This window comes from Arthrobacter sp. AG367, assembly GCF_007828995.1.
Classification (GTDB): domain Bacteria; phylum Actinomycetota; class Actinomycetes; order Actinomycetales; family Micrococcaceae; genus Arthrobacter.
Map to the genome: position 1 here is coordinate 194,427 of NZ_VIVE01000003.1, position 22,842 is coordinate 217,268.

Here is a 22,842-nt window from a genome sequence, read left to right on the forward strand (position 1 = left end):
CTTTCGATGCGCGCAGTCCCCCCACCGCGGCTTTCTGGTGTCCCCGGTAGTCTTCTACAACGTCCTGCGGGGCCGCAAATCCCGACGGATCGCGGCCCCCGCATTCATCGGCGCTGTTCAGTCCCGGTTTTCGGGCGGGAGCGCCACCTGGATTTTCCGTGCCTTGCCCCGCCCCACCACGTACCCGCGGCCCGGAATGAAGTCCGGGCTGACCCGGCCCAGGGACGTGTTGAGCAGGCTGTCGCCCTCAATATCCCCCGGGTTCAGCAGCAGGCCGCGGCGGCCCGATTTGAAGGGCTGGGCAAGCTGCCAGGCGGAGGACCAGGTGGAGGATTCGGACTCGCCGATGACCCATTGGTCTGCTTTGAGGGACGCCGTCACCAGCTGCGCCATTCCTGACTCGGCGATGGTGTCGGTGAACTCGGTGAGGCCCTCGATGAAGAAGGCCACGGTGCCAGGGTTTCCGGTGGAGTGCTCCACCAGGTCCTCCACCACTTCGGCGACGTCGTCCGGGCCCACCACGGCGCGGTTCCAGATGGGGAGGGACGCGACGGCGGACCGGCGGGACCCGAGGTAGACCAGTTCCGTGGCGGGATTGGACCGGCGCAGCGCGTAGGCCAGGGTGACCAGCGCCACGGTGCGCCCCGAGCCCGGCGGGCCGGCCAGGAGCAACGGTCCGCGCGCCATGAGTTCGGCCGGTTGCAGGGACTCGTCGTCCACTCCAATAACGGGCAGGTCGGGGCTGCCGGCCGGCAGGACATCCAGGTCCACCTGCTCGGGGAGACGCTCAATGCCCGGGGCGGTTTCCAGGCCCTGCCGCTGCATGGCTTCGCTGAGCTTATGGACCTCGCGGGCCTGCAGGGCCAGGTTCGAATTGCCGCCCAGGACGGCCAGCTGGACTTCAAGCCCGTCCAGCAGCCCACGGCCCGGGGGCGACGTGGCCGTGAGGACATCCCTGGGAACATCCATGGAAATGTAGTCGTCCTCAGAGGACAGGCGCAGGACCAGGCGGCGCTGGATGGAGGCGAGCAGGGACGCGGGGACGGCGTTGGGCCGGTCCCCGGTCACCACCAGGTGGATGCCCAGGGTCCGGCCGTCCGTGGCCAGCTGCAGGAAGATGTCCCAGAGCCCGGAAAGCTTGCTGTGCTCGTACGCCTCACGGAAGGCTGACATGCCGTCCACCAGCACGAAGATCCGCTTCTCGTCCGGCCGGTTGGCCAGCCTCCGGTACTCCACGATGGTGGAGGCGCGCACCTCGGCGAACTGCGCGGAACGCAGCTCGGCGATGTCCCGGAGGAGGCGCAGCAACCGCCCGACGCGTTCGACGTCGTCGCCATTGATGATTTCCCCCACGTGCGGAAGCTCCTCAAGCATCCGCAGCCCGGAAGAGCCGCAGTCGATGCCGTAGACGTGGACGGGGCCGCCGCGCGGGGTGACGGCCCCGGCAATCGCGATGCCGCGCAGGGCGGCGGACTTGCCGGAACCACCGGTGCCGTAGATGGCCATGTTGCCGTCGCGGTCAGGCTCGTAGAAGACGGTGGGCTGGTCCTGGTGGACGGGGTCGTCCGCGACGCCCAGCAGCAGCTGTTCGTCGGTGCGGGGGTTGGGCAACTTGGAGAAGTCGTAGGTCTTGGCCAGCTCGTCCAGCCATGGTTTCCGCGGCGGCCGGATGGCCAGGGTGTCCGCCGCGTGCACGATGGTGGAGGTCATCCTGGCAATGTCATTGGGACCGGCCGGTTCCGGGGCCGCAGGCTTTTCGGGTGCCGGAGCTTCCCAGCTGGGACCGGAGCCGAAGGCCATCTCCACGATGTCGATCTGGGGGCGCTGCGGTTTATCCGTGGTCCAGCCGCCGGCGTAGCCGGTCTGGAATCCCTGGATCCGTCCGGGCCCGGTCTTGGCGGCACCGCGGCCCGGGATGGCGGGGTCGAAGTAGGCCGCATCCGGCACCCCCAGGATGTCGGTGGCGTCGTCCTCGTCGGCCATGCGCAGCGCCACCCGCAGGTTGGTGTTGGCGCGCAGGTTGTCCTTGATGACGCCCGCTGGCCGCTGGGTGGCCAGGATGAGGTGCAGGCCCAGGGAGCGGCCGCGGGCGGCGACGTCCACCACGCCGTCCACGAATTCGGGCACGTCGTTGGCCAGCGCGGCGAACTCGTCCACGATGATCACAAGGTACGGCGGCGCCTCCGGGTCCGCCTCCCGCTGCAGGGCCAGCAGGTCCTTGGCCTTCTTCCGGTTCAACAGCTGCTCGCGGTAGTGCAGCTCCGCGCGCAGGGATGTGAGGGCCCGCCGCACCAGGTGCGGGGAAAGGTCCGTGACCAGGCCCACCGTGTGTGGAAGGTTGATGCAGTCGGCAAACGCCGCTCCGCCCTTGTAGTCCACGAAAAGGAAGCTGACCCGGTCGGGGCTGTAGGCCGCAGCCATGCCCATGACCCACGACTGCAGGAACTCGGACTTGCCGGCACCGGTGGTGCCGCCCACCAGGGCGTGCGGTCCTTCGTTCTTCAGGTCCAGGTACAGCGGCTCGATGCCCTTGGAGCCCACCAGCGCCCTGAGGGTCCCGTTGTCCTTGCGGTTGGCCACGGCGGTGGCGTGCAGGGAGTTGTTTTCCGTCCAGCGCTCCACCACGGCCTGCGGATTGTCCAGGAAGTCCTTGCCGATCAGGGCCGCATAGGACACCGCGCGGGGCAGGTCGGAATCGTCATTGACCGGCTTGCCCACGTCAACCACGGGCGCCAGCATCCGGGCCAGCTGTGCTGCGAGCTCCGCGTCCACGCTCTCGCAGCTGACCGGGTAGGTGTGGCGGCCCAGCCGGACCTGGCCGGTGGTGGTGCCGTGGTCGCCGTCCACCACCATGAAGTCACGGCAGGCAGCCGGGAGTGACTGGATGTCAGTGGCCACCCACAGGATGTGCACGCCGGAGTCGGGACCGCGTTCGGCCAGCCGGGTCAGGCGGCCGCGGTCCACCGGGGCGTCGTCCTCCACGATGACCAGCACGGAGGGAAGGACCGGCTCTTCGGGCTCATGCTTTACGGGGTCGATGCCGGGGCGCAGGTCCGGGCCTGACCGTTTGGCCGCCGCCTCCCGGGCGTCGACCAGGTCCTCGAGGCGGGCCAGCAGTGAAGAGCCGCCGGCCGACCCCGCGGCAAGGTGGTCCCCGCCCAGCGGGCTGTGGCCCGAGCCTACGTGCGGCAGCCACTGCAGCCAGTTCCAGCGCTCCCGGGACTGGGCGGACGTGATGGCGGTGAGGACCACCTCGGCCGGGGAATGCAGTCCCACCAGCTGCAGCACCATGCCACGGGCCACGTCGTCCACCAGGCCGCGGGCGCCGGCGATCCCCAGCGCGCCGGAGGTGCGCAGCTGGGACACCACGGGGACGCCTTCGATCCCGCTGAACTGCTTGATGCAGTCCTGGATTTCGCGGCTGTACTGGACCTCGGTGTCGTTGCTGGAGGGCTCTTCCAACGGGATGCGGGACGGGGCGGTCCCCAGCCCGAACCGCAGGCCGAGGAACGACGGGTGTTCCGGCCGGTGCGTCCACAGCAGCGGCCCCAGCTTGTAAATCGCGTCCACCGTGTCGCTGACGGACGGCGCTTCCTGCAGCCGGACCGCGCGTTCCACCTGCTGCAGTTCCGTAAGGTCCTGCCGGAATGCGGCCATGGCGGCGCGGAACTGCTTGAGCTGCTCCTTCTGCTGCTTCCGGGTCCGCATTGTCTGGTCCACGTGGTGGCCCACGATGAACAGGGGCATCATCAGCATGAACACCATGGAGAGCACGTTCTGCGTGACCGCGAAAATGACCGCGCCCATCATCAGCGGTGCCACCAGCATGATGTAGGGGAAGGGATGGTCCTCGGGGCGCTTGGGCCCGGCAGGAAGAACCCGCTTGGGGACGTCGAAGCGGGGCACCACCCGCGGGGAGCGGTTGAAGTCCACCAGGGGCGACGTCGGCGCTGCCGCATGGTTGTGGCCCAGCGGCACCACGGTGACGGTGGTGTCACCCAGGGTCACCGTGTCGGAGGAGTTCAGCGTGGCCCTAGTGACGGGCAGCCCGTCCATCAGCAGGCCGTTGGCGGAGTTGGTGTCAACGATCTCGATGCCTTCGCCTACCGTGATCCGGGCGTGCCGTTTGGAGGTCAGCGGATCCGTCAGGCGGATGTCCACGTCCCGGTCCCGGCCAATGTAGCTGGTGCCGGTGGGCAGCGAGAATTCGCGCCCGGCGTCGGGCCCTGACAACACGCGCAGGGTTGCGGCGGCCGGTCCCCGGTTGGCCCCGGGTTCGTGGAACTGCCCACTGACCTGGGCCAGCGATACCACCGAGCCGGGGCGCAGGCCTGATTCGAGGAGGTTGTCCTCCCGGGCCAGGATGTTCCCGCTGATGCCGGCACCCACGAATGCTTCATCGATCCGCAGCGAAAGGTTGTCCGGCGCGGGGGTGCCTTTACGGGCGGGGTCCGCCGTCCACAGCACGGTGGCGATGTCGGCCACGGTGGCCATGCCGTCCACCGTGACGGCCAGGTCCTTGGCGTCGGCGGGTTCGCGGCGGAGTGTCAGCCGGATCCTCATCCTTCGTCCACGCCCCTCATCTTCTCCAGCAGGTACAGGTCATCGGGGGTCACCAGGTGGGTGGTGACGGCGTGTTCAACCAGGCGTGCCCGGCGGTTGGTGGCCAGCTTGCCGCCGCCGCCGCGCAGTCCCGCCACGCCCACCCGGTCCAGCTTGTCGCAGACGTTGTCCAGCTTGCGGTTGAAGCGCGTCAGTGCCCAGCCCAGGGTCTTGGCGGCCGCCGCGGAGGACGGGATGGTGCTGAAACCGGTGCCCTCACGCCGGAGCACAGGCTCGGCGAGCGCCACGATCAGCGCCTTCTGCGCGTCCGTGAAGACCACGGGGCCGATGGTGGTGTCCCCGTTGCCGGCTTCTTCGCGGGCTTCCTGCCGGAAGGACGGCGTCTTCACGTGCACGGCGAACTCGTAGGTGGTGGGCCCCGCCGTGAAGATGACATTGGTGTGGCTGAACACCAGCGGAATCCGCGCTCCGGGTGACAGCCAGGCCTGCATGCCGCCGGAGGCGTCAGCCACGGTGGCGGAGAGCATGCTGCCCACGTTGCTCAGCCACCAGATGCCGTCGTAGCGGGCAACCTGCAGGAACTGCCGGTGCAGGTACGGGTTGTCGTCCACCTCAAGGTCGCCTTCGCGGCCGATGTTGAAGATGTCCTCATCCGATGGCTCGTACCATTCGCCACAGAAATCTATTGCTAGATCCCCCATGATCTGTGCCTCCTCAAGGCAGAACTGTTGCGGTAGTCGGAGTGGTGGTGTTGCCGTGAAACCGGCAGTGCGGGACGTTCATTGGCCGGTGCAGGCGATGGAACCGGACCCCAGCGGTGAGAACGCACCGTCCGAGCGGACGATCATGACCTGGATGCAGGTTTGCCCCGACGGGTTGGGCCTGAGCCGGACGGGCGCCTGCGCGATGGATTGGTAGTCGCCGCCCCCACCGATGGTATAGACCCTCCATTTGTAGGTATCGCCCGGCTTGGGGTCGGGGTTGTTCCAGTAGAAGGATGCCTCGCCGTTGGTGTCGACCGTTCCGGCCAGGCCTTCGACATCGGGCACGGTGCCGCTGTCCAGGGCGTCCGCAGGGGGTTTGCTGGCCTGCTGGGTTTCCACCGCCTTGGGGGTGCCTGTCGCCGTGTTGGCCACCACGATGCCCACCACAGCCGCCAATACCAGGAGGGTGCCGCCGGCGATTGCGAGCCAGAGGTTGCGTTTGCCGTGGTCGGCCTTCGGAGCCGCTTGCGGCTCGTCCGCCTTCACCGCCCGCTGGACTGTTGCGTCCACGGTGTAGCCCGTGTCCTGCGTTCCTCCTGTGCCCGTGACGGGTGCACCGTAGTTGGCCGTCCCTGTGCTGCCACGCAGGACGGTGGACTGCGCCCACTCCCCCTGGCCGGCGCCGTCGTCCGTGGCTGCCGCCGGAGCAGCCGCCCCGGTGGCCGCCGCCCACGTGGTGCGGGCCGGAATCTGCGGCACTGCCGGGGCAGGCTGCCATTGGCTGGGGCTGGCGGGAGCAAAGTGCGACGGCGGGAGGGCGCCGCCCCCGGGCCCCGTCGCGTCAGTCCCGGTGCCGGTCGGGTTGGGGCGGGTGCGGGCAGGGAACGTGGGTGCGCTGCCGGTCCGCTCCGGATCGATGGCAGCAATGCTGCGGACGCGCGTCTCCTCGGTGCCGTCGTCCGGGTGGCCCTCCTCCTGCTGCGGCTCCTCCAGGACCTCGAAGGGCGTGACGGAAAGGTTGAGCTCGGCCTGGATGCGCTGCAGGGCCAGGGCGAAGGCGTGGGCCGAGGAGTACCGGGACTGGGGCGATTTGGCCATGGCGGTTGCCAGGGCCAGTTCCAGTGATTCCGGCACATCGGCACGGCCCAGCCGCGGCAGCGCCATGTTGCTGATCCGGTTGATCAGTTCACGCTGCGAGTTGTCCGCGCCCGGCATCACGAAGGGTGAACGTCCGGCCAGCAGGGTGTACAGCGTGGCGCCGAGGGCCCACACGTCCACCATGACGCCGTCAACGCCGCCGTCCCGGAACTGTTCGGGCGGGGACCAGGGAATGGACATGCCCGAATCGTCATCAGAATCCCCGGCCAGGGTGCCGGAGATGCCGAAGTCGGTGAGGGCCGGACGGTTGTAGTCCGTCACCAGGATGTTGGCGGGCTTGATGTCGCGGTGGGCGATGCCGGCGCGGTGGGCGGTTTCGACGGCGGAGGCCACCTGGATGCCGACCGCCAGGACCTCGTCAACGCTGAAGCGCTGCCGCCGGTAACGCACGTCCAGGCTGGGCCGGGAGCAGTACTCCATGGCCAGGTAGGAGTGCCCGTCATCGGTGACTTCCGCTTCGAAAATGGTGACGATGTATGGGTGCGAGGACAGCTGGGCCATGAGGTTGGCCTCGGACTCGAACCGCCGCCGCGCGCCCTCGGTCTTGAGGTCCGAGAGCAGCACCTTGACGGCGACTTTCCGGCGCGGCCTGTCCTGTTCGTACAGGTAGACGTCGGAAAACCCGCCGGAGCCGAGCAGGCTGATGTAGGTGAAGCCCTGGATGCGGGGCGGCGGCGCAACGGGCCGTTTGGAACTCAAGGAATCTCCTCAAAACGCAGTGAGATGTTGTCGCCCAGCTCCGCGATGTCGCCGTCGAGCAGGATGGCCATCTCGTTCTGGGCCAGGCGGCGCGGCGGTTGGCCTTCGCGGACCAGGACAGTGCCGTTGGTGGCCTTGAGGTCGCAGAGCATCACGTGCCAGCCCTCAAGCCGCACCTCGACGTGGGACCGGGAAATGTCGCCGCCGGGGCTTGCCACCTGGACGAGCCGCGGCATCACGCCGCCCTGCACCCGGGACACTGACGGCTGCCTGCCGATGACCATCGACTGGTCGAGGTCCAGCAGTTCGCCGGTGGACAGGCGCATCCGGCCCAGCCTGGGACGGGCCACCTGCACGGCATCCGGCAGCAGGGCAGCCCCGCAGGCGCTGCAGAGGGCACGTGTGGGTGGGTTGGCGTGGCCCTGGGCACAGACGCGGGCCAGCACCATTGGTCCATTGGCGGGGTCCTGCTGGACGGCCGGCGCGTTTGTTGCCGGACCGGACGCGGTTCCCGGCAGGCTGCTTTTCATCACTGTCTGGCCATCGTGGTCGGGGTCGAAGCCGGTGCCGGTGCCGGATACAGCAGGCGCCGGTACGACGGGCGCAGGTGCCCCGGATGCCGGTGGAGCCAGTGGCGTGCCGTGGGTTGGCGACGGGGTGAAGGCAGGGGCGTCCGGGGCCGGCGTAGCTCCCCCCGTGCGCCACGGGACGGAGTCGATGAGGACGCCGGCGGAGGCAGGACGGGGCCGGCCTGACGGCTCCCCAGTTGTACCGGCACTGGATCCCACTTCAAGTCCGGCGCCAGGTGTGGGCTGATGCCGGCCGTCGGTCTCTGTCGCAGTCCCGGAACCGGCTGCCGGCACATCCGGGGCCGGGGCCTCCGGGCTGCGGAGGGCGGGCAGGGGTTCGGCTGCCGGCAGGGCCGGGCGTTGCTGCGGGGACACCTGGCCGGAATCGTCGTCAGGGTCCTCACGCACGGCAGCGTCTTCGATGTGCCGCATGACGGTGCGGTCCCAGAGATGGTCATAGGACGTCGTCATCTCCGCTGCGGGACCGGCGCCGGCTCCGGTGGGGGCAACGCCGGCGAAGCCTGTCTCCGGCACCTCAATTGGGGCGGGCTCACCTGAAGCATTCCCCACAGCTTCTCCCTCAGCGCCGCGATCCCCGCCGGCACCAATCTCACCGTCGACACCACGCTCCCCGTCGACACCAATAATGAAATCCGGGGCAATAGTGGCATCGGGGTCATGGGCATCCCGGGCGTGGGCGTGTGCGGCTTCCGCTGGATCGACCACCCCGTCGGCCGGGCGTTCATCAACGTCCTCTTCGATGACCCCCAGCACCGTTTCGGCCGAGGCTGCATGCCCGGGCAGGAGCGTGGTTTCGGGCAGGTCTTCCGCCTCGTCCGGAACGTCCGGCTCCCGCAGGTCAGCCGGGGCGTGGCCGGCGGGAGCAGCAGAAGCCTCGTCGCTGCCGGAAGTTTCCGCCGGTGCAACAGCATCCGCTGCGGCCGGAGCATCGACCGCAGCCGGGCCGGAGCGTGCGCCCAGGGTCAGGGACTGCAGCAGCACCACGCCCTCACCGAGCGGCAGCTCGGGTTGTTCGGTGGCGAGCCCGGCGGTACCGGTGGTCCCAGCCGCAATCGCCACCCGGCACGTGCCGGGGACCACGAATTTGCGTTCGTTCCAGGTGGTCACGTCCCGGCCGTCGAGGTCCACGGCTCCCCCGGGCTGTTCGACGGTGAGGTCGATGTCGCCCCGCAGGAAAACCCGCAGGGATCCGTTGAAATCCAGGATGCCGAAGGATGGGATGCGGGTGAGGGATCCGCCGGAAGTGCTGGTCACGGCGGCGAGGATCTCGTGCGGCTCAGGCCGGCCGGCCAGGAGTTCCCACAATGCGCCTGCGAGTTCCGCGGGCGACCCGGGGCCCAGGAGGACTGCGGTGCGGGACCTGACAATGCCCAGCCAGGTGCCGGGGATGTAGCTAGCGGCGGTCATCGTCCGGCTCCCCGTTGTGGTCCGCGGTCTCCTCCACCGGTGCGGGCAGGGGCTGCGTCACGGCTTCGGATGCCTGCGGCCGCGGCAGGGTCACTTCGTCCCCGTCAGCGGAGGTGAGGCGGGGCGCGGTGGTGCCAGCGCCGTCGTCGTTCGAAACGTTCCTGGCGTCCACCACGATGGCCGTGACGTTGTCCCGGCCGCCGCTGCGCAGGGCGGCCTGGATCAGGGCGTCCACCGCCTCCTGCGGATCCGCCACGCTGCTGAGGATCCGGAGGATGTCATCGTCTGCCAGTTCCCCCGTCAGGCCGTCGGAGCAGACCAGGACGCGGTCGCCTTCCTCCACGGGAAGGAGCCAGTAGTCCGCTTCCGTCTCGTCGCCCGTGCCCAGGGCCCGGGTGACCACGTGTCGCCGCGGGTGGACGGTGGCCTCCTGGGCGGTGATTTCGCCCGCGTCCACGAGTTCCTGGACCTCCGAGTGGTCGACGCTGATCTGCTCGAACCGTCCCTGGCTGAGCCGGTACGTGCGGGAATCGCCGATGTTCACCACCAGCCAGTACGGCATGCCCATCTGTTCCACCACGACAGCACCGGTAAGGGTGGTGCCGGCACGGGCTCCGGTGGCCTCACGGATCGAGTTGTCCGCACGCACCAGGTACTGCTGGAGGACGGCAGCGGTGATGCTCCGCTCCCCCGTGGCCACCTGGGGAATCCCGGCCAGGGCCCGCACGCACAGGCCGCTGGCGATTTCGCCGGCTTCATGGCCGCCCATGCCGTCAGCGACGGCGAAGACGGGATCGGCGGCGATATACGAATCCTCGTTCAACTCCCGGCGGAGTCCCCTGTCCGTTCCGTAGCCGTAGCTGAGGCTGAGTCCCGGCCCCGGCTGGATGGTGGAAACACTGGCGGGGTGCTGGTTCATGCCTGTCCTAGGTAAAAGGTACGGTCTCCAAAGTGCACGCTGGATCCCGGGGTAACAAACGTGGGGACGCCCGGCACCAAGGGGGTGCGCAGGCCGTCCGGGGTGGTGACGGCGCTTCCATTGGTTGACTGGCGGTCCGTCACCCAGATGCCCGCGCCGTCGGTGAGCAGGTGCAGGTGCGTCTTGGAGATCGAACGGCCGGGGTCATCCACAGCCAACAGCTGGGCCTGCTGTTCCCCGGCCTGCCCCACCGGGTTCCGGCCCACCAGGACGCTGCGGTCCAGCTGGAAGTCGCGGCCGTCGTCCAGGCGGATACGGAGGACGGCCACAGGGGCGGGGCCGCCGGTTCCGGGCCGCACCTGGGTGCGTTCGACGTCGTCGTCCACATGCGGCGGGGGCATCCGGTGGCCGGCGGCGGGCGGCGGCGCGAAGGAGGCAGGTGGGCTGTAGGGCATGGTCTGCCACGGCAGGGCGGCCGACGGCGAAGGTGCCTGGGGTGCCGGAGCCGGAGGTTGCGCCGCAGGGGTTTGCAGAGGGGCATGAGGGGCTGGGTGTACAGGGGCTGGGTGTCTGGGGGCTGGGTGTCCGGGGGCTTGGTGTACGGGAGTCTGGGCCACGTTGGCGCCGGCCACCGGCGACAGGACCTGCTGCACGGGCGGCAGGTCCAGGGGCGCGAAGCTGTAAGGCCCTTGGATGCCACCGGTGGTGATGGGATCGCGGCCCGCCTTGACATCGAACACCAGGGTCTTGGCGGCGGTGTCATTCCAGCCCCGCAGCCCGCCGTCCCTGTCCCACCGGCTGGAAACCACCACCAGCACGGCCCACGCGCCACCCACCAGGAGCAGCGGGCCAAGGATGGGCAGGGCGACGTCAAACCACTTGAAGACCACCACCAGCACCGCGGCCAGCACGGCCAACAGGATGCCTGCTCCGGTGATGAGGCCACGCAGGAACACGGCGCCGGCGCCGGGAGCGTAACCGTCCTGGTCCGCGCTGCGGATGCCCATCAGCAGGTTCCCGGGCGTTTTGCCGGTGCGTGCTTCCAGCCCGAGCACCACGAAGAGGTAACCCAGGGTCAGGCCAAGGCCGATGCCGCCAAAGAGCACCAGAGAGGACGTGTCATAGACAATGAAGCCACCGCTTCTGGTGCGGGTAATCCCGGCGAATCCGATGGCAAACGTCACCACCAGCACCGCCACCCCAGGCAGCCAATCAATGACGGCAGCGCCAAGCCGCTTGCCCGCCGCAGCCGGAACAAGCTGAAGGTTCACTGCCATTCCCGTTCCTCCCCCTGGAGCGGCCCCCACCCTTGTGGTACCGCCCGTCCTGCCCGGCACGGTACCCGTATGCAAGGTGCCCGCTTGCGCGGTGCCCGTCAATGCGGTGCCCGCCGGCTGTGCCGGGGGCCTTTCTACTACCGGGATAGTACCGGGAATCCCGGACGAGTGCGCGGGGCGCGCTTCCCCGGGATCGCTCCTTGCTTGGTCTGCCGACAGGTCCGGGGTGCGGGGGCGGCGCGCCGCCCTGTTGGGCAGCGGCGCGCCGCAGGCAGTGCAGAACGTGGCACCCTCAGGGACGGGCTGCCGGCAGCGCGGGCAGCGTTCGGGATCGAAGGTCACTGCTGGCCGGGTCCTTGCTGGTTGGGTCCTTGCTGGTTGGGTCCTTGCTGGTTGGGTCCTTGTTGAACAGGCCCTTGCTGAACAGACGGTGCGCCGGCACTGCCGGAGGCACGACGGCGGCGGGCAGCGATGAACCCGGATACCGCCGGCAGCGACACCCGGCCGCCGCGCAGGCTGGCGCCCTTGCCTGCGTTCATCGCGGCCCGGGCGTCGGCAAGCAGCGAGCGCGGCGAGAACCGTGCCTGCTGCCGCCGCCAGAACCCCATCCCGGAGGTCATCTCCTTGAGGGAACCATCAACGATGGTCCAGTACTCGCGGACATCCTCTTCGGTTGGTTCCCCGGCGCCGAAGATCGAGGCGTCGGCCCGGCGCGCCAGCATGGTGGTGGTCCCCTGGGTCGCCGGGAAGGCATCGGCCAGGACCGCAGCGCTTTCCCGCCGTGTCGAACGGGTGTCGACGGCGGCACCCAGGTCGGTTGCCAGGCTCACCACCTCGTTCCAGCCCCCGCCCACGCGCTGGGCGGGATGGCCGTCCCGGAAACGGGACTTCCGCCGTCGTGCCTTCAACAAGGCGATCAGCAACAGCGGCAGGCCCAGGATCACCAGCGGGATGGCGGCGACGCCCAGCGCGCCCAGGAGGGCGCCCCAGAACAGCCAGGGATTGTTCTTCTTCTGGTCCGCGTCCAGCGCGTCCGGTGAAGAATCTGGCGGCAGGTCCGCGGGCTCCTGCGGCGGGGGCGGCGGCTGCAGCACCTGCGGCTTGGGCTTGGACTTGTTCTCGGGGTCCGGCGGAATGGGGATGTTGTCCTTCGGCGGGGTGGGGTCGAAGCTGACCCAGCCCACGCGTTCAAACGCGACCTCCACCCAGGCGTGGACGTCCTTTCCGGTGATCTTCACCTCGCCCGCACCGTTCTCCGGGCTGGTTGGTTCAGGGTAGAAACCCATCACCACGCGGGACGGGATGCCCAGGTGCCGGAGCATCAGGGACATGGCCACCGCGTACTGTTCATCGTCGCCGAGCATCTGCTTGGCGGTCAGCAGGTTGCGGATCCGGGCTGAACCGTGGCCGGAGACGCTGGGGAGCTGCCCCTCGCTGACCAAACCGTTGCTGAAGGCCCCCGTCTTCTGGAAGTGCGCCTCGATCTGGCGCACCCGGTCGATGGCCGTGGGCGCGTCGGCGGACAGGTCGTTGGCCTGGGAGCCCACCACCGGCGGAACTTCCAGGGGGTCGGGAAGGGAGACCTTCGCGAAGTCGTACTGTGTCAGCTGCCCGTGCTCGAGTTTGGCAGGGTCGGACACCTGGACGGTGTAGGAGTCGCCGCGGGACAATCCGCTGGTGGTGACGGCGGTGTCCGTTCCGGGGTTGAAGTAGAGGCCGGCAGCCGCAGCCGAGCCGGACTGGTCAAAGCTGATGCCCGTGGTCTTCCGGCCGCCGGGGACGAAGAAGCCCTGGTAGTCCTCCACGTTGATGCTGATCGAGTAGTCGTTGGTGGGTACTACCCCGGATGTGTCGGCCAGGGTGTTGATGGACTTGGCGTCGCCCACCTTGCTGAAGTTGCCCGAACCGTTAGGGTCCATGTTGTAGTTGGTGCCGTTGAAGGCATCCAGGGCGCCAAGGCGCACCCGGCCGTCCCGCGGGAGGCCTTTGACGACGAACAGGGTGTCGTCCTTCTTGTCCTTGACGTAGCTCCGGAAACTGGCCAGGGGGGTGATGTAGTCCTTGGGATCGAACGGCGGTACCACCACGTTGCGGAGGACCTTCCGGTCATCGCCGGCGCTGACCATTGGCGCGGCCACCGCGGTGATTCCCACGCTGGCGGCAATCACCCCCGCGGCCATGCCCAGCCGGCGGATCCTGGCGCGGCGTGCGGTGGCACTGTCCGCCTGGGGGCTGTTCACCGCTACCCGGCGGGTGCTGTTCCGGCGCAGGGCGTCCCGGCGGAAGGTTGCCCAGGCGATGCCGAGGACGGTCAGGCCGATGCCGCGTTCCAGGGTCAGGAACGCGGCGTTGGTGCTGAAGGCGATGCCCGTGACGAACAGGACCAGTACCGGCAGGAGCGGCAGGTAGGGGCTCCTTGCCCGCCAGGTCAGGAGCGCTGCCACGAGTGCCAGGACCAGCGAACTTAGGAAGGGGACGATGAGCACGCCGCCGGCGGTTCCCACCGGCACCCCCACCGTCAGCATGTCCTTCCAGGCGAAGACAACGCCCAGGAGCAGGGTCCGCAGCGAATCCAGGGTGGGGACGAATCCGGCGATGGCGGCGTCCGGCACCGCCAGCAAGGTTCCGAACACCAGGTAGACGGCCAGGGCCAGGGCGGTGGTGATCAGCAGCCCCAGTCGCAGGTGGGCGTTCGCCGCGCCGATGCCCAGGCCAAGGATGATGCCGCCGAACCCGGACAGGAGGTAGTACGGGTCGCCGCCGAAGCTCAAACCGAATCCGAGCAGGCCCAGGCCCAGCAGGACCACCAAGGCTCCGGCATCGATCAGGAAATGCCAGGCCGGCTGGCCGTCCGCAAAGGCCGAATCCGGGGTGGCAGCCTTGCGGCGGGTACGGGTTTGCGGGGAACCGCTTTGTGGCGAATGGCCGGGTGCGGTGCTCATGCGGCAGCCTTTCTCAGCACGATGGCAAGGTCGGCCAGGTCGCCGAGCGTCAGGACAGTGAGGTCTGCGATGTTGGCCCTGGAGGGGGCGGCGCCGGTTTCCACCCGGACCGCCAGGCTTCGGACGCCGGGCGGGACGGAGGCTGCAGCGGAACGGAGCTGGCTTGCCGTCACATTGCTGCCCACCACGAAGAACACGACGGAGGCATTGGGCACCGTGTCGGCCAGGGTCCTGGCAAGGTCGACGGCGGTGCGGCGCATCGGGGTGCCGACGATCCGGGTCATGTCATCAAGCATGTTGCGGCCGGTTTCGCAGCGCAGGGGTCCTTTTTGCGTGAGCACATCCAGTTCCCGCTGTTCGCGGATTGCCTGCCGGCCGATGGAGGCGGCCACCGAGATGGCCATCTCGAACTCGTTGTCGGAAGCGTATTCGTCCGTGTTAATGGACAGCGAGATGGCCAGGTGGGCGCGGCGGGTTTCCTCGAACTGGCGCACCATCAGCTTGTTGGTCCGGGCCGTGGTCTTCCAGTGGATGTGCCTGCGGTCATCCCCGGGCACGTAGTCGCGCAGGGCGTGGAAGGAGACGTCGGCGCTGGACAGATCCGTGGTGGGCATGCCCTCGAGGTCGCGGATGAAGCCTGCGGCGGAACCGGCCAGGGCAACGGTGCGCGGGTGGACGAAGAGGTCCTCCGGCTCGGTCCAGAGGACCTGGCGGCGCAGCAGGTGCAGGGGGTCGGCCCGGACGGAGCGGACCGGTCCCACCACGATGACGGCGCGCCGGGCGGTGGGGATGGTGAACAGGTCCTCATGGACCTGTCCGGGCTTCATCCGGGGCAGGTGGAAGACCGCCGTGGTGCTGCCCACCGGCAGTTCCAGCGCGGCCGGCAGCAGCGGCCGGGCCGACGTGTTGGAGACGGCAATGCTGCCGACGGCGCTGTCCCCCACCGCCACCCGCGTGCGGGCAAGGTCCAGCACCACGCCGTAGGAGGACCTGCCGAGGATGAAGGCCACCGCGATCACGAACATGGCGAAGGCGGCAATGGACGCTGCCGTGGCTTCCTGCCAACCGAAGGCCTGGCCTGTGGCCCACAGCAGGATGGCAGCGGCCAGGACGGACCACCCCAGGATGCTGACCACGGACAGCACCGGCCAGGCGTACCTCAGCCAGGTGTCCCGGACAGCCCGCCCGGCGGGTGCCAGGGCGAGGAGGGCGGTGCTGCTGGCTTCGGACCATACGGCCGCGGGGTGCAGCCGGGTGGGGCGGCCGTTCCGGTGGAAGGGTTGCCGGAGACGCTCCGCGAGCCGGGTCAGCGGGGCGCCGCTGGACGTGCCGTCAGACATAGGGGTGTGCCTTCGTTGTTGCGCTGGAATGTCAGTGGTGGTGGCTGCGGCTTGAAGCCGCGGGCCCGGCGCCTCAGGCGTTGGTGCGCTGCTGCGGGGCGGCGACGTCGGCGAGGATCCTGGTCAGCACGGCCTCAGCGGTGGCGCCCGAGAATTCGGCTTCGGGGTCCATCACGAACCGGTGGGTCCACACCACGGGTGCCAGTTCCTTGATGTCATCCGGCAGCACAAAGTTCCGTCCCTGCGAGGCAGCCCAGACCTTGGCGGCCCGGACCATGGCCAGGGCGCCGCGGACGGAGACGCCCAGGCGCGTCTCCGGGGCACTGCGGGTTTCCTCGCAGAGCCGGGAGATGTACTCAAGCACTGCGGTGTCCACGTGCGCCGTGGCGGCGAGGTCGGCCATGTCCGCCACCGCCTGGGTGGTGATGACGGCAGACAGGTCCTTGGACCGGTCCTTCAGGTTGTTTCCGCCCAGCAGCCGGACGGTGGAGGCGTGGTCAGGGTAGCCGATGGAGGTCTTGATCAGGAAGCGGTCCAACTGGGCCTCGGGCAGGCGGTAGGTACCTGCCTGCTCGATGGGGTTCTGGGTTGCCATGACCATGAAGGGGCGGCCTGCCTCGTACGTGACGCCGTCCACGGTGACCCGGGATTCCTCCATGACTTCCAGCAGCGCCGACTGGGTCTTCGGCGAGGCACGGTTGATTTCGTCGGCCAAGACGATGTTGTTGAAGATGGGGCCCTTGTGGAACTCGAACTTCTGCGTCTTCTGGTCGTAGATGGTCACACCCGTCACGTCGGAGGGAAGCAGGTCAGGCGTGAACTGGATGCGGTTGTTGGAGCCCTGCACCGTGGCGGCGAGGGCCCGGGCCAGGGAGGTCTTCCCGGTGCCCGGAGCGTCCTCGAACAGGACGTGGCCCTCGGCCAGCATGGCGGTGAAGGTCAGCCGGATGACGGGTTCCTTGCCCAGCACCGCCTGCCCCACGTTGGCAACCAGCTTTTCGAACGTGTCGGCAAACCACTCGGCCTGCTCAATGGTCATGGTCATGAAATGTGCTTCCTTCTACTGGTCGAAATTCCCTGTTTGATGCTGGAGCTAGCTAGCGGTTCGGCATGCCGGCCGGCGGGTTGCAGCCCACGTTGGAGGTGTCGCAGCGGAGCCAGTTGCCCGCGGCCATTCCTTCGCTCAGGTGGTACCAGATGCCGCTGGGATTGTTCGAGGTCTTGTACCAGACCTGGTAGCGGTCAGCCCGGGAGTAAGCGCCTGCGTCGAGCCAAATCCCCTCACCCGTGCACTGTGATGGGTTGCCGGCAACGTAGCTGTCGGTGCCCTTGCGGGGCTCCGTGCAGCTGCGGACAGGGCTGGCCGTGACGTTCCAGGACGTGGGCGGCGGCGGGGTGTTGTCTGGACCGGAGGTTGAGGTTGCCGGTCCGCCAATCGCCCCGTCCACCACCGTTACGGCGCGGACGCGCAGCCTGTGGCTCTGGTTCCATCCACCGGCGCCCGCGTCATAGCTGGTCGCCTTGCCCACGTTCTGCCAGCCTCCGCCGTCCATGCTGACCTCATAGTGGTTAAGCGGACGGCCGTTGGTGCTGGGGTTATTCCAGGTCCAGTGCACCTGCCCGTCGCCCTTCGCCGATGTCGTGCCGTTCACGTTGGGGGCATTGGCCGGACCATAGGGGTTCCCCGTGCCGATGGCCTTCGCGTCGCCGGACATGTTGTTCTTCGTGGACGTTGCGATGATCGTGACAGTGATGTCCCTGCCGTTGGTCATGCCGCCAATGGTTCCGCCCCCGGCCTTGATGGCGCCGGTCTTGCCGTCGGCGTTGTAGGAGTAGGCAATCTCGGACGCCGTGGAGCCGTTGCGCTGGGCATCCGTCAGCGGCGTGAACGTAACCTCCAGCTGACCGCTGGTTCCGTTCTCCCGCACCGTCCCGCCGTTGACCTGTCCGGGCTTGCCGGCCGCCCGGATGGGGGCCGACTGCGCACTGGTGGCACTGGTACCGGCCTTGTTGGTGGCAGCCACCGTGAAGGTGTAGTTGGACTCGGAGTTGTCCACGGTGACGTTCTGCGAGGTGCCGGCAACCTGCTGGCTGGCCACCGCCGCGCCACCACGGAGGGTGGTCAGGGTGTAGGACGAGACAGGGTCGCCATTGTTGTTGGGCGCGGACCAGACCACTCGCAGCTGGCTCTGCGAGCCCACCGGAGTTGCCTGCGACACGCTTGGCGCGGCAGGGGTCGCGGGAACACCGGCCGGGACTTCGGCCGCCGAATACGGGCTCCACTCGGACGGGTCCTTGGCGTCGTTGCGGGCCAGGACGCGGACCTTGTACGACACCCCGTTCTGCAGTCCCTTCCACACATAGCTGACGGAGGTCAGGTTCTGGATCTGGGCGTTCTGGCCGGCCGGCGCCGGTGAGATCTCCAGGTCGTAGGACTTCACCGGGGAGCCCTTGCTGGCCGGTGCGGTCCAGTTGACGGCCAGTTGCTTGTCGCCGAATTTCAGGGATGGGGCCAACGGAGTATCCGGTTTGACGTCCGGCCGGACGTCCGCCGAGGCCGGCGACCGGTCCGACTCGCCGAATTCATTCGTGGCCGTGACCTGGAAGTGGTAAGTGGTGTTGTTGGTCAGCCCGTTCAGGGTGCAGGTGTTGGCGGGGCAGTCCTGCCGGAACCCGCCCTCCCCATACACCGTGTACTTGGTGATGGCTGAGCCCCGGTCCGCGGGGGCGGACCAGTTGAGCAGCGCGGTTTGGTCCCCCACACTCTGTGCCTGGGGCGTGGTGGGCGCTGCAGGTTTGTCCTTGACTGTCAGCCGGACCCGTGCCGTGGCATGCCGGGAGCTGTCCTGCGTCTTGTCCTCCACGGTGTACGCCACCACCAGGGTTCCGGTGAAGCCGGGAGCAGGCGTGACCGTCACCGAGTCGCCGTTGACGCCTACGTTGCCGCTGCCTGTTTCGGTATTGGCGGCGATGATCTTCAGCGGTGTTTCGGGGAACGGGTTGGCGTCGTTCGCCAGGACGTTGATGGTCACGGGCTTCCCGGCGGCGGCGTTGGGCTCCACGTCGTCATTGGCCACCGGCTTGGGCCGGTTGGAGGCTGTCACGGCGAGCGGGTACGTGGCCGTGGCTTCGAGGCCGCGGGAGTCCGTCGCCTTGACCTGCACGGCGCCCCTGGTCCCCGTGGCCGTCGAGTCCGCCGCGGAAACCTTCAGGGTCCTGCCTTCGATGCGTGCACTGAAACCGCCGGGCGGGTCGCCCACCAGCTGGTACTTCATCTTTTCGACGTCGTCCCGGTCGGGATCGGAGGTCAGCTTTCCCAGGTCCGTGCTGGCCGTGTCGCCCTTGGGGACATCAACGTCCGCGCCGAGCAGCTCGGGCGGGTTGTTTTTGTTGGGGTCCGGCAGGACCTTGGTGCGGATGCTCAGGGTGGACTTCAGGCCGGCGGGATCGTCAGGTCCGGTGCCGTCGGTCACCTCGAACGTGAGGGACCCCGGGCCCACGTAGTCGGCGCCCGCCGTGTACTTCAGGCCGGTGCCGTCTCCCGTGACCGGATTCCCGCCGTCGGCACCGATGAGTTTGATCCGGTCCACCTGGGTCAGCCGCGGCGAGCGTCCCTCCCGTACCTTGACCCAGTCCTTCAGGTCGACGTCCACGGACTGCCCGGCCACCACTTCAAGGACCTCGTCCTTGGCCAGGGTGGGAACCTGCTGGCCCAGGCCCGGCACCCAGATGATGGCCGTTGACTGCTGGCCGTCCACGTCCTCCACGGTGTACGGGACCAGCTGGGGCTGTTCGGTAAGGTCCACCAGCATGTTGCCGTTGCCGCCAGGCCGCGCCGTGGTGGCCTCCGTGCTGATCTTCAGGTTCTCGCCCACGCCGTCGGGGTCCTCGTCGTTCTTGAGGACCGGCACATCAACGGCGGTCTTGCCCATGGCCTGGGCAGACGTCACCCTGTCATCCCGGGCAATCGGGGCTTTCAGGGGCACTTCGTTGTCAACCACCAAGCGGATGGTGGCCTGCGCCGTGGCATCCCGGTCGTCGGCGACGGTGTACCGCACATTGACGGTTCCGGCCTCGTTCGGGGCCAGGAGGATGATGCGGCCGCTGTTCCTGCTGACGGTGGCCTGCAGTGCCGGGTCGGCGTCGATGCCGTCGGTGAGGATGCGGATGCGGTCACCGTCGGGATCGGTATCGTTTGCCGTTGCGTCGACGGCGATCTGCCGGCCCGGGCGTACCCGGACCTCGTCATCCACCGGGGTGGGCTTCTGGTTGGACTCGCCGCGGGGTGCGATGCCCACCGTCACCGTGCCCGTGTTGATGGCGCCCTGGCGGTCCACCACTTTGTAGCGGAAGGTGTCTGTACCGGCGCCGTCACCTGCGGCGGTGAAGTCGATGAAATTGCTGCCCACCGTGGCGGTTCCCATGGCAGGGGTGCTGTCGATGCCGGTCAGCTGCACCGAGTCGCCGTCGGGGTCAATGCCGTCAAGGGGGACCGGAATCCGGACGGTGCCGGCCGCCACCACGCGGGCGGTCAGGTTGCGCGGCTGGGGGCGGGAGTTCTCCGCGCCCTCGAGCGGCAGGATGTGGATGGTGACGGCGGCTGCGCTCTTCTGGCCCTGCGGATCCACCGCGTTGTAGATGGCGCGCACGGTCTTGGGCTGGCTGCCGGCGATGAAGCGGAGCGTGTTCTCGGAGACGAAGCTCTTGCCGTCGGCGGGATCCACGGCCTGCGGCAGGACGGGGTCCACAGACAGTTCCTGGCCCTGCGGGTGGGTGTCGTTGTCCAGGACGGGGATGGTGACCACGTCGTTGACGCGGACATTGACTTCATCCGGTTTGGGTTGCGGCGCCTCCACCACGGCCGGCGCCGGGACGGGCACCACTGACACGCTGCCGGTGGCCGACTTCCTGCCGTTGGACATGGTGTATTCGAACAGTATGGGGTCCTTGGTACCCAGGATGTCGGTGATCCGCAGGACGCTGTGGTTGATCACGCTGACGGACACAGTCGCGTTATCGGGGAGTTTGACGGACTGCAGCACCAGGACGCCGCCGGAGGGGTCGGAGTCGTTGGCCAGGGGATCCAGCAGGACGCTGCCGCCGGTGGGCATCAGGGCCACGTCGTGGACCGCCACGGGGTCGCCGCCGTCGTTGCCGGATTCCACGTCGACGCGGATGAGGCCCTGGCTGCTTTGCGGGCCGTTGCTGGCAATGTAGGTGAGGTAGACCGGACCGGGGGTGGTGCTGCGGAAGGTGAAGGTGCCGCCGTCGGTGACGGGGCCGAGTTCGGCAGGGCCGTTGGCTTCCACCTGGGCCAGCCGGAGGGCACCACCGTTGGGATCGACGTCGTTCTTCAACGGGGAGATGACCAGGTCCTGGCCCACGACGGCGGTGACGTGGTCGGCGTTGACCACGGGTGCCAGGGCGCCGGGCGGCTGGACATTGACCACCACCTTGCCGGTGACAGTGGCGCGGCCGTCCCAGATGGTGACCTGGACGTTCTTCTTGCCGGCCGTGGCCCCGGAATCCTGGAAGGTGAGCAGGCCGTCGCGCCGTACCTTGACCTGGTCCTGGTCGTTGTCGGCCTTGGCATCCAGCAGGACCAGGTCATCGCCGTCGGGATCGATCCAGTCGGTGAGGATGTTCTGGCTGACGGTCTTGCCCTGTTCCACCAGCATGGTGGTGTCTTCGCCGCGCTTGAACTTCGGCGGCTTGTTCTCATCGGGTCCTACGACGCTGAGCGTGACCTGGCCCGTGGCGGACAGGCCGCGGCCGTCGGAGGCGCTGTAGTTGAAGGTCTCCGTGCCGGGTTTGGCGTCCGCGGGCACGGTGATCTGGAACGCCGTGCCGCCGTAGATGCTTTCCAGGGTGCCGGACTTGGGCCCGGCCTCCCCGACCGCTGCGGTGAGCACGTCGCCGTCGGGGTCGGAGTCGTTGTCCAGGACGCTGAGGATGGTGGTGCGGCCCGGGCGGACTCCGACGGCGTCGGGCTTGGTTTCCGGCGGACGGTTGGGTTTGGTGCGGTCCGGCAGGATGTTGATGGTGTTGTTGTCCGCCGACTCCTGGTCCTGGTCGTCGGACTGGTTCTTTGGTGGGATGACGTCGTCCCAGTTGTTGACCAGCTGCATGTTCTGGTTCACCAGCCACACGTTCCCGGAGTTCACATCATTCAGGACCACCAGGTCCCGGTTCACCCGGAAAACATACGACGGCGACGCACTCGCCCTGGGCACGTCAACCTTCTTATCGTCACCATCATTGACGCAATCCCGGACATACTTGTTCGCACCCGACCACGCCGCATGCACACACCCGCCCAACTGCACCGGAGCAGCCGGAACACCCTCGCCGTCGAACGCCACCACCTTCGCCGCTCCCCCGTCAAGCGGCTGCTTCAGCAACGCCTTCCGCGTGGCCAGCGCCACAACATCACTGCCCGGCCCCGCCTGCTGCAACTTCGCATCCCTGGCATTCTCCAGCGCCAGCCGCTTGCCACCAGGCAGGAACAGGTTCCCCGCCGCGGCATCCAGCACCACCGGCCGGTCCCCCACCACCGTCATCTGCAGATCCCCGGCACCCTTAAGCCCATCCCACGTGCTGGACTCCGACGACGTCACCTCACCGTTGGCGTCAACACCCGTCACCGTCACAACACCGGTCTTAGGGTCCGCCGAATACACCCGGTCATCAGAACCCACCGCAGAGACGATGCCCGCCGAACCGACCATCACCGGCTCCGACGCTTCCTTATCAAAACCATTCACGGTGGACGGCGACACCGCCCACACCTTCCCCGACGCAGCATCCGTCACCGAAATCGTCCGCGTCCCAAAACTCACATCAGCAGCCCCCGGCAACTGCTTATCCCCACCCAGGCGCATATTCGCCGGCGACACCTGGTTCAACGTCGAACCAGTCTCGTCATCGACGAACACCTCACCTGCATGCTGCAACACATCGAACGTCGTCGACGCCGGCGTCACCGCACCGTCCAACACCCGCGACGGATAATTCAACCGCCCCACAGCATTCTTCGACTTCGACACCACCCACACGCCGCCGTCATTCAACTCCACCTCAGTGGTCTTAAACCCCGGATACAACACAGCACCCGTCACCACAACAGCAACCACAGCACCAAACGCAGTGCCGGTGACGAGTTTCCTATGTCGCTTTTTCAGCCCGAGCTTCCCCAGCAGAGTTGTCACAGCGTTAATTTCCCTCAGATTGTGTAGCCAGATGG

Annotated in this window: 10 protein-coding genes and 1 pseudogene; all 11 read right to left on the bottom strand. The window is 68.2% G+C overall.

The genetic code is table 11. The features are described 5' to 3' along the window. Positions 1-117: 117 nt before the first annotated feature. The 11 genes and pseudogenes from FB478_RS10715 to FB478_RS10760 all read right to left on the bottom strand — a co-directional run bounded on the left by FB478_RS10715 (position 118) and on the right by FB478_RS10760 (position 22,807). Complete coding sequence (locus FB478_RS10715) at positions 118-4,563, bottom strand: FtsK/SpoIIIE domain-containing protein (RefSeq protein ID WP_144600427.1); 4,446 nt, start codon at positions 4,561-4,563, stop codon at positions 118-120. Beyond that, complete coding sequence (locus tag FB478_RS10720; RefSeq protein WP_018771884.1) at positions 4,560-5,264, bottom strand: hypothetical protein; 705 nt, start codon at positions 5,262-5,264, stop codon at positions 4,560-4,562. Before FB478_RS10720 ends, FB478_RS10715 begins: the two co-directional genes overlap by 4 nt. A gap of 78 nt (positions 5,265-5,342) precedes the next feature. After that, complete coding sequence (locus FB478_RS10725) at positions 5,343-7,124, bottom strand: serine/threonine-protein kinase (protein ID WP_018771883.1); 1,782 nt, start codon at positions 7,122-7,124, stop codon at positions 5,343-5,345. Then, positions 7,121-9,121 carry an FHA domain-containing protein gene (locus FB478_RS10730; protein ID WP_056390967.1) on the bottom strand — a complete coding sequence of 667 codons (2,001 nt, stop codon included), beginning with the start codon at positions 9,119-9,121 and terminating at the stop codon, positions 7,121-7,123. The genes FB478_RS10725 and FB478_RS10730 overlap by 4 nt, the downstream gene beginning before the upstream one ends. Continuing rightward, positions 9,108-10,040 (bottom strand): PP2C family serine/threonine-protein phosphatase, encoded by a 933-nt coding sequence (locus FB478_RS10735; protein ID WP_056390964.1) that lies wholly within the window; start codon positions 10,038-10,040, stop codon positions 9,108-9,110. The genes FB478_RS10730 and FB478_RS10735 overlap by 14 nt, the downstream gene beginning before the upstream one ends. Beyond that, positions 10,037-11,317, bottom strand: a complete 1,281-nt coding sequence (locus FB478_RS10740) for an RDD family protein (protein WP_056390961.1) — start codon at positions 11,315-11,317, stop codon at positions 10,037-10,039. Before FB478_RS10740 ends, FB478_RS10735 begins: the two co-directional genes overlap by 4 nt. A 261-nt stretch (positions 11,318-11,578) precedes the next feature. Beyond that, positions 11,579-11,659 (bottom strand): annotated as a pseudogene (locus FB478_RS21530) (zinc-ribbon domain-containing protein); the annotation flags it as partial. Then, positions 11,656-14,259, bottom strand: a complete 2,604-nt coding sequence (locus tag FB478_RS10745) for a transglutaminase family protein (RefSeq protein WP_144600431.1) — start codon at positions 14,257-14,259, stop codon at positions 11,656-11,658. The gene FB478_RS10745 and the pseudogene FB478_RS21530, both read right to left, overlap by 4 nt. Continuing rightward, the gene (locus FB478_RS10750; RefSeq protein WP_018771878.1) at positions 14,256-15,599 is read right to left on the bottom strand and encodes a DUF58 domain-containing protein; all 1,344 of its coding nucleotides are present in this window, start codon (positions 15,597-15,599) and stop codon (positions 14,256-14,258) included. The genes FB478_RS10745 and FB478_RS10750 overlap by 4 nt, the downstream gene beginning before the upstream one ends. Before the next feature lie 73 nt (positions 15,600-15,672). Beyond that, positions 15,673-16,644 (bottom strand): MoxR family ATPase, encoded by a 972-nt coding sequence (locus tag FB478_RS10755; protein ID WP_144600433.1) that lies wholly within the window; start codon positions 16,642-16,644, stop codon positions 15,673-15,675. Between the two features lie 52 nt (positions 16,645-16,696). Next, a complete protein-coding gene (locus FB478_RS10760; protein ID WP_144600435.1) occupies positions 16,697-22,807 on the bottom strand; it encodes an Ig-like domain-containing protein in 6,111 nt (2,036 codons plus the stop codon). Between the last annotated feature and the right edge of the window lie 35 nt (positions 22,808-22,842).